The sequence below is a fragment of the Streptomyces collinus Tu 365 genome, assembly GCF_000444875.1.
GTDB lineage: Bacteria > Actinomycetota > Actinomycetes > Streptomycetales > Streptomycetaceae > Streptomyces > Streptomyces collinus_A.
This window is the reverse complement of record NC_021985.1, coordinates 532,899-544,527: the sequence shown is the minus strand read 5'-3', so window position 1 is coordinate 544,527 and position 11,629 is coordinate 532,899. Positions and strand designations below refer to the sequence as shown.

General features: G+C 71.3%; 11 protein-coding genes. 2 read left to right on the top strand and 9 right to left on the bottom strand.

The annotated features are described in order from the left end of the window. Nucleotides 1-122: 122 nt before the first annotated feature. The 7 genes from B446_RS01915 to B446_RS01885 all read right to left on the bottom strand — a co-directional run bounded on the left by B446_RS01915 (nt 123) and on the right by B446_RS01885 (nt 8,916). Nucleotides 123-1,415 (bottom strand): hypothetical protein, encoded by a 1,293-nt coding sequence (locus B446_RS01915; protein ID WP_020937707.1) that lies wholly within the window; start codon nt 1,413-1,415, stop codon nt 123-125. Between the two features lie 53 nt (nt 1,416-1,468). Then, nucleotides 1,469-2,683, bottom strand: coding sequence for an MDR family MFS transporter (locus B446_RS01910; protein ID WP_020943802.1), 1,215 nt, complete (start codon nt 2,681-2,683; stop codon nt 1,469-1,471). A gap of 79 nt (nt 2,684-2,762) precedes the next feature. After that, nucleotides 2,763-4,028, bottom strand: a complete 1,266-nt coding sequence (locus tag B446_RS01905; protein ID WP_020937705.1) for a B12-binding domain-containing radical SAM protein — start codon at nt 4,026-4,028, stop codon at nt 2,763-2,765. Continuing rightward, on the bottom strand, nt 4,025-5,152 hold the full coding sequence (locus B446_RS01900) for a Gfo/Idh/MocA family protein (protein ID WP_020937704.1): 1,128 nt from the start codon (nt 5,150-5,152) through the stop codon (nt 4,025-4,027). Before B446_RS01900 ends, B446_RS01905 begins: the two co-directional genes overlap by 4 nt. Next, the gene (locus B446_RS01895) at nt 5,149-6,255 is read right to left on the bottom strand and encodes a hypothetical protein (protein ID WP_020937703.1); all 1,107 of its coding nucleotides are present in this window, start codon (nt 6,253-6,255) and stop codon (nt 5,149-5,151) included. The genes B446_RS01900 and B446_RS01895 overlap by 4 nt, the downstream gene beginning before the upstream one ends. Beyond that, on the bottom strand, nt 6,248-7,930 hold the full coding sequence (locus tag B446_RS01890; RefSeq protein ID WP_020937702.1) for a hypothetical protein: 1,683 nt from the start codon (nt 7,928-7,930) through the stop codon (nt 6,248-6,250). Before B446_RS01890 ends, B446_RS01895 begins: the two co-directional genes overlap by 8 nt. 749 nt (nt 7,931-8,679) lie before the next feature. Next, nucleotides 8,680-8,916: a hypothetical protein gene (locus tag B446_RS01885; protein ID WP_020937701.1), complete on the bottom strand. Its 237-nt coding sequence runs from the start codon at nt 8,914-8,916 to the stop codon at nt 8,680-8,682. Between the two features lie 403 nt (nt 8,917-9,319). Here B446_RS01885 and B446_RS01880 point away from each other — a divergent pair, with 403 nt between their 5' ends. After that, the gene (locus tag B446_RS01880) at nt 9,320-9,490 is read left to right on the top strand and encodes a DUF5670 family protein (RefSeq protein WP_011113206.1); all 171 of its coding nucleotides are present in this window, start codon (nt 9,320-9,322) and stop codon (nt 9,488-9,490) included. 268 nt (nt 9,491-9,758) lie between these two features. Here the strand turns inward: B446_RS01880 and B446_RS01875 are convergent, their stop codons facing one another. Both B446_RS01875 and B446_RS39160 read right to left on the bottom strand, forming a co-directional pair. Beyond that, nucleotides 9,759-10,145: an SRPBCC family protein gene (locus tag B446_RS01875; RefSeq protein WP_237751113.1), complete on the bottom strand. Its 387-nt coding sequence runs from the start codon at nt 10,143-10,145 to the stop codon at nt 9,759-9,761. A 391-nt stretch (nt 10,146-10,536) separates the two neighbouring features. Next, nucleotides 10,537-10,755, bottom strand: a complete 219-nt coding sequence (locus B446_RS39160) for a hypothetical protein (RefSeq protein ID WP_158506735.1) — start codon at nt 10,753-10,755, stop codon at nt 10,537-10,539. Between the two features lie 415 nt (nt 10,756-11,170). On the opposite strand from B446_RS39160, the gene mscL reads away from it, so the two are divergent. Beyond that, complete coding sequence (mscL, locus tag B446_RS01865) at nt 11,171-11,614, top strand: large conductance mechanosensitive channel protein MscL (RefSeq protein WP_020937698.1); 444 nt, start codon at nt 11,171-11,173, stop codon at nt 11,612-11,614. Nucleotides 11,615-11,629 lie beyond the last annotated feature (15 nt).

The following is an 11,629-nucleotide window of genomic DNA, read 5'->3' as shown; positions in this document are numbered from 1 at the left end:
TGCACTGCTCGTGAGTTACGGGTGAGTCGCTGCGTGAGCATCGCGAGCCGGCCTCGGTGCCGCATCCGGACAGGCCGCGATGCAGGGGCCCGCCGCGCCCTCATCCTCCGGCGCCCCACCCGTCACCAGAACTGCCGCAGGTTGAAGCTCCGCAGGGAGACGTGGCTCGCGGGTTCCGTCGAGCTCCGGGCGTACAGGAGCGGCATCGCCGTTCCGGCGGAACCGTACGCGGCTCGCCAGGCCAGCCACTGGTACGCGTCCCATCCCCGTTCCATGCCGATCCCCACGCCGTCCTTCTCCATAGTGGTCAAGGCCAGGCGGTGGTGGAAGGCGACGTCGTAACGGGCCCGGACAGCGAGCGGCTGCCGTTGGTGCCGGTCGAACCAGTGGAGTGCCGACACACCTCGCTCACTGGGAGCCCCGGAGTCCTTGTGCAGCCTGAGCAACCGGTCGATGTCCAGCGGCTCGTTCCGCATGAACCGTGCCATCTTCCCCTTCGCCTCCTCGACGGCCGAGTCCAGCGTGCCCCCGGGCCTCCATCGCGGATCGGTGGGCGCACCGGTCCAGTCCGGTCCGAACACCTCCTCCATGTCCCGCTCCACCACCTCGCTGAACGGATCGAGCGGGGTGAACCGGAAACGCGTCGCCGAGGCGGCGTTGTGCCGCGCCAGCACCGCGCGTATGTCGTCCGCGTGCTGGTCGAGGGCGCGGAGGAAGTCTTCCAACCTCCCGCCGTGCGCGTAGTGCAGGAAGACAAGGGAGTTCACCGTGCCGGCGGCCCGGTCGGTCGCCGTCTGCTGGGAGACGCTGACCGTGCGCTGCCTCGCCCGCGAGTTGTCCAGCAGTGCGGCCACGAACGCCACCATGCGGTTCGCGCCCGTGGAGCTGACGTGTTCAGGAAGGACCGGATCGCTCACGCCGGCCCGGTGCGCGCACAGTCCTATCTCCACGTCGAGAGCCGGTCGCTCCTCCAGCAGCACCGACAGGAAACGCGCGCCCTCCAGAAAGCGGTTCGCCTCCGGGTTGAACGCCTCGCCCTGCCGGCTGAAACGGAAGCCGGCGATCATGGCGGGGACCAGCGCGAGCATGCGCGCCACGGTGAGAGCGCTCCGGTCGGCCTTGGGAAGCCGGTCCAGCAGCTCACGTGCCTTGATGATCTCCTCCCGCAGGGCGACCTGCCCGCTGGAGGCGTAGATCATCGCGGCGATCGCCGCCTCCCACCGGCGCGGCCGCTTGAGCGCCAGGGGATGGATTCCCGCCATCTCGTCCGCGGACGGGAATCGCGCGTCGACGGCTTCGATCTCCCCGCGGACAGCGCACAGTTCCGCGATCTCCCGCACGTCGATCCTCGAACCGTTGTAGCGGCTGAGCACCTGTGACCTCGAAAAGTCCCAGAACGCGATCTCATCGGCCATTCCTGTGGATCCTCCTGCTCGTCGGTCATCCTGCTCCTCGGTCGTCCTGGCCCTCAGTCGTCGCGCCGTCCGCGCAGGACGAGGAAGTACCCCACGGCCGCCAGCGCGCCCAGCACCGCGCTCGCGACCCACAGGGCGGTCGGGCCCACGCCGTCCAGTGCGTATCCCGAGACCACCGGCGCGACGCACGCCGCCGCCGACCAGGCGAAGCTGTACATCCCCTGGTAGCGCCCGTGCGCGTGGCCCGGCACGAGGTCGGCCACGGCGGCCATGGCGGTCGGAGCGAGCAGGATCTCGCCGACCGTCCACACCACGACGCTCAGGGCGTACGCCCCGAGGGAGGCCGCCACGGCCGTCGTCCCCAGCCCTGCGCCCAGCAGCAGCGTCCCGACGGCCAGGGGGCCCGCCGGACCGAAGCGCGCGAGGATCCGGCCCGCGGGGAGTTGCAGCGCCACCACGAGAAGGCCGTTGAGACTGATGACCAGGCCGTAGTCGCGTGCGCTGAAGCCCGCCCGCGTCATGGTGAGCGGCAGTGCGGTACTGATCTCCTGCATCAGCAGCCCGACCAGGAAGGTCACGGCCACGAAGGCCACGAAGCGGCGCCGGTTCGACGGTTCCGCCCCGGCCTGAGTGTCCGGGGCGGCGGCGTCTCCCCGCCGGACCGGCTCGGGGCGCGTCTCGGGCACCGCCAGGAAGACGGTCAGCGCGCACACCACGGTCACCGCCGCCTCACCGAGGAACAGCGGGGTGTATCCGCGCTGCGCGAGCACTCCGGCGAGCGCGGCCGAGACCGCCACCCCGATGTTGACGGCCCAGTAGAGGAGGGAGAAGGCCCTGACACGTGCCTGCGCGCCGGCCATGTCGGCCACCACGGCCTGGACGACCGGCCGGGAGGCGTTGCCCGCCAGGCCGACCAGGCACGCGGTGACCGCGAGTGCCGTCCGCCCCTGGGCGAACGCCAGCGCCCCCGTGCCGACGGCGCTCAGCAGCTGAGCGCCCAGCAGTGTCGCCCGCCTGCCGAGGCGGTCGGCGAGCAGGCCGCCCACGACCGAGCCGACGGCGCCGCCGACGCCGTACAAGGTGGTGACGAGCCCCGCGAAGGACGCCGAGCCGCCCCGGTCGAGCGTGACGTACAGCGACAGGAACACGACGACGAAGCCGCCGAGCCGGTTGACGAGCGTGGCGGTCCACAGCCACCAGAACGCGCGTGGCAGCACCGGCCCGACGGCAGTCGCCTCGCGCGCCGCACTCTGGGCATCAGCGGTCACGGTACGAAGGGCTCCTGCCGTCCGGCGCGGGGCCCGGCGCGGTGCACCGGGCCGTCGCCGGCTACGAGGCGACCGGTGCTCATACGGCGGCCATCGCGTTGCCGATGTAGTTCGGCAGCTTGACGAGCCGCTGCCACAGGTCGTCGAGGCTGACCGGATAGCGCTCCCGATAGCGCCGCGTCACCGCCTCCACCTCGGCCCAAGTCGTCGGCTTCGTACCGTCGTTGTAGTCGGCCGCCAGTTCGTCGTAGAGCGGGGTGCCGGGGCGCAGGAAGAGCTGGTTGAGCCCGAAGTATCCCGGCAGTGAGGCGGCCCAGTCGACCACTTCGCCGCTCAGGCAGGCCGGGTCGCCGGGCAGGCCCAGCAGGATGAACGCGAACGGGGTGATGCCGGCCGTCGAGAGCCGGCGGATCGCCGCGTCGATCTTCTCCGCCGGGACACGTTTGCCGACGCCGGTCTCCGCCACGGCCGGCGACTCGGCGCCCAGCCACATACCGTTGCATCCCGCGGCGGCCCACAGGTCCACGTCCTGGCGCAGAACCACCTCCGCCCGGCTCTGCCCGCTCCAGCCCAGGCCGCCTCCGACGAGTCCGGTGCACAGCTCCTTGTAGAAAGTCGGGTGCAGACCGAAGACGTAGTCGAGGAAGAACAGCGAGTCCACGCCGCGTTCGCGCATCGCCTCGATCTCCGCGAGCGTGCGCTCCACGGGCTCGGGGCGCATCCGCGTGCCGAACGGCAGGTGGCAGAAGGTGCATCCGTAGGTGCAGCCCCGCACGCCCAGCACCATGCCGCACGGCCCGCGCCTGACCCGCCCGCCGGTGAACGTCTCGGCCGTGTAGGCGGTCAGGTCCAGCAGGTCGTAGGCGGGCAGGGGCGCCCCGTCGAAGTCCAGCGGTGGGTACGTCCCGCTCAGCGGCAGCTCGCCCAGCACCGGCCTGCCGCTCAGCAGGTCCCGTACGCCGTGCACCGCCGCCGCGTCCGCCTCGCCGCGCGCCACGTGGTCCACGCCCAGCTCGCGCAGCGTGGCCGTGGGCAGTTGGGTGGCGTGCGGGCCGACGGCGAGGACGGTGGCCTCCGGCCAGGTCCGCCGCACCTGCTCCACGGCGGTGCGCACCGGGCCCAGATCGAGGGGGTAGCACTGGGCGCGGTCCGCGATCGCCGTCACCACGACGGCCACGTCGACCGTGCCGACGCGGGGTGCCTCGTCGCTCAGGCGACGGTCCCAGACGACGACGTCCACCCCGTCCCGCCCCAGCAGAGCGGCCGCGTTGGCCACGTCCAGGGGAAGTTGCAGGAAGTCACGCTCGAACTCGTCGTCGGCGACGACGAAACTCACACTGGTCATGCCGGCTCCGGGGTCATGGGGGCGGATGGGGCGGGTGACGTCTCAGGGGCGGGTGCGACCTGTACGACGGCGCCGGTGCGCGCCGCCTCGTACACGGCGAGCACCGTCCGCAGGGCCCTGCGGCCCTCCTCGCCGTCGACGGCGGGGGGCCGGCCCTCGGTGACCGCGTCGCAGAAGTCGAGGAGTTGGTCGCCGTGCGGTGAGGGGAGCAGACCGCTGGCGTCCCGCTGCTCGGCGACAGGGGCCGGACGGCGCTCGGCGGCCTGGTTGCCCGCTCCGTAGGCACCGTAGGCGGAGGTGTCGTCCTCGGGTCCGGCGGCGTGGAACCAGGTGAGTTCGTCGTTGTCGATCACGGCGCTTCCCCGGTCGCCGTGCACCGTCAGGCGCGTGGTGCGCCCGGGGTACGCCGCGGTCGTCGCCAGCAGGGACGTCAGGGCGCCGCCGGCATGCCGCAGGCTCGCGGTGACGACGTCCTCGACCTCGATGCCATGGTGCCCCTTGAGGGCGGTGTGCGCGGCGACCTCGACGACCGGGCCCATCAGCCACTGGACGAGGTCGACGGCGTGCACCCCTTGGTTGAGTAGCGCACCTCCTCCGTCCAGGGCCCGGCTGCCGCGCCAGTCGCCCGAGTCGTAGTAGGACTGGCCGCGCCACAAGGGGACTTCCACGAGCCCGGACGTCAGCGTCCCGAACTCCCCGGCGTCCAGGGCGGAACGCAGCATGCGGGAGGCGGGGTCGAAGCGGCGCTGGCTGATGACGGCCAGGGCACGTCCGGCCTGTCGTGCGCCGGCGATCAGCCGGTCCGCCGCCTCGGCGGTCACCTCGACGGGTTTCTCCACGACGACGTGCTTGCCCGCGGCCAGTGCCCGCAGCCCCAGCTCGGCGTGCAGGCCACTGGGGGTGCAGACGCTGATGACATCGATATCAGAGCGGTCGAGCAGGGCGGCGACGTCCGTCGCCTCGCTGCCGGTCTCCTCGGCCAGCCGTCGCGCGCGCTGGGGCGACGGCGACGCGACGGCGACGAGTCGCGCCCGTTCGGCGAGCGGCGCGTAGCCGCTGAGCACCCGGGCGTGCAGACCGCCGATCACACCGCAGCCGATGACGCCGAAGCGGAGCCTGCTCATACGGGGCCTCCGCTCAGCTGTCCGGCCGCGGCCGCGGTGGCGGTCTCGCGGGCGTGCCGGAACTGGTCCGCCAGGGCGTTGATGCGGTGCACCGGCCGCAGGTCGACCGGAGGCAGGGGGAGGTCGCCGAGCAGCCGGGCGACCGCGGTGCGCAGGGCGTTGTCCATGGGGGAGTCGTTCACCAGCGTCTCCTGGCAGCCGCCGGGAAGCTGGGCCGTCAGCCGGTGGGTGTTGCCGGGCAGCCGGCCACCGTCCGGCAGTGCCACGGGGTCCATCTCCGCCGTGAACAGCGCGGGCCCGACCTGGAGTTGGGCGAGTCGTCGTCGGCCGCCGGTGGAGTGGCCGAAGGGACGGGCCCAGTCGGGCACACCGGTGTCGTCGGGCGCGTCGCCGACGACCGACGAGTACAGTTCCAGCTCCACGCCGTCCGCCACCACGGCGCGTTCCCGCGCGGCCGTGACGAAGTAGTCCTCGTGAACGACGCCGCGTACGTCCTCGACAGGGCTCTCGACGTAGTCACGGTAGGTGTCGGGCGGCAGCAGCCGGCTCGCCACCGCCAGCATGTGCGGCCACTCGTAGCCGAAGACGCCGTGGTCACGGTCGACGAACCGGCCCGCCTCCATGTCGGCTCGCCGGTCCTTGCTGAAGGCGACGCGCACCGCCGTCACCGGCTGGTCCGGCATGTGGTGCCGCCTCAGGTCGTCCAGCAGCCGCAGCGCGTGGGCGTGCCGGTACTGGTTCATCACGACCACGCGCGCTCCGGGATGCCGCTCCAGCAGATCCAGGAGACGGGGCACGTCCTGCGCCCGGCAGGCCGGCTTCTCCATGATGACGCGGGCCCGCGGGTCGCGCTTCAGGACCTCCGCCAGGACGTCGACATGCACCTGGGTGGGTGTGCAGAGCGACCACAGGTGCACGGGGCCCGCCGTGTCCCGCACCGTCGCACTGTGCTCCACGGGTCGGTGGCGGTAAAAGCCTCCGGGTACGCCGGTCAGGGCCGGGTCCACGGTGCACACGCGCAGACCGGCGGCCTCCAGCAGGCGGTGGTGCAGTTTGCCGGCCACTCCGTAGCCGACGACGCACACGCGGGGCAGGTCACTCATGTGCGCCCCCACCGTCCTCGACGCCGCCCTCGACGACGCCCTCGGGCGGCTGGACCGTGTCGGCGAGATACGTGTCGTAGTAGGCGTCGAACAGCCCCGCTTCGCGCACGACTTCGTCCACGACTCCGAGGTGGATGCCGGGCGCGAGGTCCGCGGCGGACCGGCACAGGTGTTTGGCGGTGACCAGGGTGGCGGCGCGGTAGGCGTCATAGCCCCGGTTGGGTATGCCCTCGTAGGTGTAGAGGTTCAGGGACCGGCCGTCGCCGAGGAGGACGGCGGAGCGGCGCCCGGGCAGCGTGTAGCGCACCCCCACGCCGGGGACGTCCGACGCCGCCGTGGCGACGCGACGCTCGCTGAGCAGGCTGAAGTCCCGGGTGGCGAAGCCGGCCAGAAGCACGCCGTCGGGCAGCAGCGCCAGGTCGGCCTCGGTCAGCGCGTCCTCGCCGGTGGTCCCGACGATCAGGAAGGGGCGGGTGTGCCGCAGCGCCTCGTGGGCCGAGCGGCTGGTGTCGAAGCCCTCCTCGGCGGCGCGTACGAGGGCGAGTGTGTCGGTGTCCACGACCGTGACCCGGCACCCGATGGCGCGCAGGGCCCTCGCGACCCGGGCGCCGAGGGTGCCGAAGCCCAGGGACAGCACCCGCCGGCCCACGAACTTCGCCCCCGGCACGATGGCGCGCAGTCGCCGCACGCACGAGTCGGCGATCTCGTTGTACGCCAGGTGCGTCTTGACCTCGGAGCGCGCCATGTTGAGGACGGGCAGGCGCATGTCGGTCGCCGCCGATATTCGTTTGAGCCCGCTGACGGTCAACTCCAGCGCCGCGTCCGGCTGTTCGGTGACCAGGCGTTCGTGTGCGGAGCCGAGCGCGATGATGCCGCCGTCGTCGACCATGAGAACGCGACGGCCTTCGGCGTGCGCCGCGCGGATAAAGGCGTCCACGTCGGAGCCCACCTCGCGCGCCCGGCGCACTTCCTCGTCGGTGGCGGTGCCGTTCACGACGGAGTTGTCGAGGGTGGCGCTGCGGTAGCCCCGGGACAGGAACCACCCGTGCACGCGGTCCCGTCGTAACGTCTTGTCGCCCTTGTCCAGCGCGTAGATCCACTGCGGTGCGAACCCCGCCCGTTCGGCGGCCAGCAGGAAGCCGACGCTGTTCTCCACGTAGTGGTCGCGGAATATCAGCGCCCAGTCGGCGAGGGCGCTGTCCTCGGTGGCGTACCGACGCAGCAGCGGCATCGCCTCCCACAGCGTCGCCACCTCGGTCTCGCTGAAGGCGGCGCCTTCGCTCCGCAGGGCCTCGGCCAGCGCCCGGGCGACCGCGGCCGGCCCCGGATCGTCCGGGCGGACGCTCTCCGTCAGCACGGCTGCGCGCCAGCGGGGGGTCGGCGGATCGCTGTGCTCCAGCGCGTGCGGCGCGGAGTCCGGCTCGGGCGTGAACTGCACCGTGACGAAGCCGGTGCCGGCGTCCACGGTGTGCGCGTAGCCGCCGTCGTCGAGAGCGACCACCTCATGGCCCGCCGGATGCGGTTCCGCCGGGTCCGGCCATCGCCTCAGGCGCAGGCGCAGCAGGGCGTCCGAGGACCAGTGGCCGCTGATCACGGTGTGGAGCCGTGCGGTGGCGCCGGCCCGTGGCAGTTCGTCGCCGTTCGGGGACGTGCCCATCAGGGCATTGAACGTCATGTACTCACTCCTTCGTCACCACGCGTCCGGGCACACGGAATCGCGGGTGTCCTGATTGGGTGACGGATATGACGGCGAAATGAATCTCTCCGGCCAGGTCGCCCGCACACCGTCTCTGCCGGGCAGAGAAGGAGCCCGCGGCGGGAAAGTCGCTGCTGGGCGAGGGGCGCTGTCGGATTCCTTCCTTGAGCCTGGAATTTCCTCCGGTGGGGCGGATCTGGATGACGGAGCGGGCGAGGAGAACACTCGCTCGTACGCCCCTCGTTTCAGGACCGGGTGGATCATGCGCCGTGATCCGCACTGCATGGTCACGAGCCGATGCCACACGTGTCAACTACGAGACTGCACCGATCTCGTGTTCGTTTGGAGAAGGCAATTCAGGTATGTCCGGATGTAAGGGGTCGGCACACCCCGGATTTCACCGCGCCGAGGGAGCGAAGTACTCCGTTCCGTGGAATGGCCGGTTCTCATTTCCCCCTGGCTCGTTCCGGTCCTCCATGTGTCATCGCATGGCGAGTTCACTGACTGGGAAACCTCACCCGGCAGGCCCGGAATGCCGGTTTCTCGGATACGCTGACGCTTCGCGTGGAGGATGCGGCGGTCCCGGCAGAGCCAATACTCAGAAAACAGTCGGCAACAACCGCCGAACGGTCGGGTGTTAAAGGTCGAACGACTTGGCGTCGTCGGCGACTGCCACGAAGCACGGCAGTTCGTGAAGCTGCTCAGGGTGTCGGTTCCTGGGGGCCGGTTCAGAACAAGGTGTCGGTGTTCTCGGAGACCTCGGTGGGTGCTGGGGCCGGCGTGCGGGGGCGACGGGGACGCGGGGGCTTCGGGTCCTTCCCGAACAGCGGTTGGGTCCCGCACTCGTCGGGCTCGGCGGGCACCGGCCGGCATACGGCCGCGTCGACCAGGTTGAGCGGAGCGGAGTCGTCGAAGTCGGCGCGCTTCATCCGGGTCCAGTCGCGGCCCTGGGGCAGGGCGGTCACTTGCGGCCTCCTGTCTGCGCTCGGGGCCGGGCGCGGGCGGCGCGCCCGGCTGCACGTGGGTGTCAGGGGCAGCGCCGCGCCGCGCTCGCGGCGCACGATGAGCCGCCTCTGACCGGCGGCCGTACTACGGGCACGGAACATCGTCGTCTTGGCCCGCCGCCGGATCGAGACGAGCTGCCCTCAGCCTGTCGCACCCGGCAGCCATGGGTACCAGGAACCTGCCCCGCCTCCCAGCGCGCGGAACCTGGTTGATGATCGTTTTCCCTCCCCGGGTGCGCGGCCGGGGGGAACGATGCACGGAGCGCAGCCTGTGAATATGCCCCGCGTGTCGCGGAAGTAACTCCTACTTTGTGGGCTTGTGGGCAACGGGTGAGGGCATTCGGTGGCCAGGAGGTTGATAGCTATGGTTCCCCTGCTTCTGGTTCTTCTGCTGGCTCTGATCCTCTTCGGTGCGGGTTTCGCGCTGAAGGCGCTGTGGTGGATCGCGGTGATCGTGCTCGTCGTGTGGCTGCTGGGCTTCGTCGTCCGCACCGCGGACAGCGGCGGCCGCAAGGGCCGCTGGTACCGCTGGTAGACGACAGACACAAGGCGCGAAGAGCGCGCCGCGCGCGTGAGGTGATGGGGCTCGGCCGGATACGGCCGGGCCCCACTCGCGTAACAAGGTTTCTTGCGCGCATGGTGGGGAGAGATCGGGCGTATCGGACGCGCCGCGGGGTAGGTGAGTGATGCACCGGCCCCGCAGGCCCAGCAGTGGAACCCTGCTCCTCCTGCCTGTGGGGCCGCTGCGCATGGCTCCTGCTCGACGTACCAGCCGGACGGACCCCGGTAGCCGGGCGGTGAGGTCAGGGCTGCACGAGGCGGTGGAGAGCGAGACGGGCGAGGGGCGCGTAGGCCAGCAGCACGAGCCGCGGGCCGTGCATCTTCAGGCTCGTGGTGCTGCCGCGGCCTTGTGGCCTCACCTCGTGGTGCAGCCGGATCCGGATGCGGCCCAGGCGTACCCGCCAGGTCCAGGTGCGGCGGTCGTGGTCGACCGCCTCCACGACGAAGGCGGCACGGACGCCGCCGAGTCCTTGGACCGTACCGCTCAGGCCGGGACCGAGGCGGCGGCCCACAGAGTGGACCGCCTTGATCTGGGGCGACCAGGTCGCCCACCGGTCGACGTCGGCGTAGCGCTGCCAGACCATGTCGGGGTGGGCCGCGCCTGTGGCGCTCAGGGTCATGTGTGCCATGACCGAGCCGACAGCGCCGGGTGGCGTGCAGCAGGAGGAGTCATCGGCTTGCTCCTGACACGGGGGGAAGGTTGTGCCCGTGGTGGTATCCCAGCATTCCCACGGGCACGGCGGCTACCGCTGTCCCGGTAGCCGAGCTGGCGCCCAGCGCCGAGCCGTCCCGGGCCGCGGCTGCCCGATGGGCCTTCACGGCAGTCGTATGCCGTATGTGCGGTTTTCGCACGCCAGAACGGCCCGGGCCGGGCGCCCACGCGCTGGAGGGGTAGCCGTCGGCTGTTCGGGCACTCGAGACGTCATGCACGGACTACATGCGCGTCCCGCCAGCAGCAGTCTCCTCGGCCAGGCCGCCACAGCCGAGACATCGCCGCCCGGTCACGGCGGCGCCAAACACTCACACCGAGGTCGGCGCACCGGCCGCCTGCGCCGCCGCGCCCTCGCGTACCGGGCAATCGATTTCCTGTCCACGCACATCCCGGACGACCCCGGCCCGGGCGACGAGTGCCTGCTCCTCGTGCACACCCGCCAGGTCGTCGGCGACGTCCGGTACCGGATCTGCACCGACTGCGCCCAGGGCGTCATCACCGCCGTCGTCATCGACGAGCGCTTCCACAGCACCGGTCTGGGCACCCGCGCGCTGTCACACCTGCGGTCCCGCCACCCGGGACTGACCTGGCGCAGCACGCTGCACAAGCGCACCACCCGTGGTCTCCTGCGTCGGATGCGCATTCCCACAACCACTTCCGCCACGCCCTGCCCCCACGCTCAGCAGACGCTCCCCGGTCCGGCCGGCCCGGCAGTCGCCAGCGGCTGACCTCGACGCTCAGCGGTCGCAGCGCACCTGCCGGAGCAGCAGGTCAAGGATGGTCTGCCGTCGTCACGCCCTTGCTGAACCCGTACGTACCGCGCCGTGCGGCGGATCCGGCATGGGGGAGGGGTGGCAGGGCATCAGAGGTGGTGAAAAGGAGTGGGCTTACCGCACTTTCGGTGCCGCTCGTCGACGTCAAGAGCCTCTTAGGAGTCAGAAAGTGAAGGGCTTCCGCAGTTTCATCCTGCGCGGCAACGTGGTCGACCTGGCCGTCGGCATCGTCATCGGTGCAGCGTTCACCGCCGTGGTGAACGGCTTCGTCCGCGCCTTCCTGACACCGCTCGTCGGGCTGGCCACCGGCGCCACCGGCGACATGAGTCGCAAGACCTTCACCGTGGGTGCCATCAAGTTCCCCTACGGCGCCTTCGTCAACGCGGCGATCAGCTTCCTCCTCCTCGCCGGCGCCCTGTACTTCCTGGTCGTGCTCCCGATCAACAAGCTCCACGAACGCCTCGCCCCGCACCAGGACGTCCAGGCCCCCAAACGGGACTGCCCCGAGTGCCTCAGCCCGGTACCCGCCCAGGCCCGACGCTGCGCCTCCTGCACCATCTCCCTGCCCGCCGTACCCGCTCAGGCCGGAGAGACGACGCAGCGCGCCGGCTGACCCGACCTCCATGGC

Bases quoted from the DNA above. Each gene is read 5' to 3' on its own strand.
- B446_RS01895 (WP_020937703.1), bottom strand. From the start codon at position 6,255: ATGAGTGACCTGCCCCGCGTGTGCGTCGTCGGCTACGGAGTGGCCGGC.
- B446_RS01875 (WP_237751113.1), bottom strand. From the start codon at position 10,145: ATGGCACACATGACCCTGAGCGCCACAGGCGCGGCCCACCCCGACATG.
- B446_RS01900 (WP_020937704.1), bottom strand. From the start codon at position 5,152: ATGAGCAGGCTCCGCTTCGGCGTCATCGGCTGCGGTGTGATCGGCGGT.
- B446_RS01905 (WP_020937705.1), bottom strand. From the start codon at position 4,028: ATGACCAGTGTGAGTTTCGTCGTCGCCGACGACGAGTTCGAGCGTGAC.
- B446_RS01890 (WP_020937702.1), bottom strand. From the start codon at position 7,930: ATGACGTTCAATGCCCTGATGGGCACGTCCCCGAACGGCGACGAACTG.
- B446_RS01880 (WP_011113206.1), top strand. From the start codon at position 9,320: ATGGTTCCCCTGCTTCTGGTTCTTCTGCTGGCTCTGATCCTCTTCGGT.
- B446_RS01915 (WP_020937707.1), bottom strand. From the start codon at position 1,415: ATGGCCGATGAGATCGCGTTCTGGGACTTTTCGAGGTCACAGGTGCTC.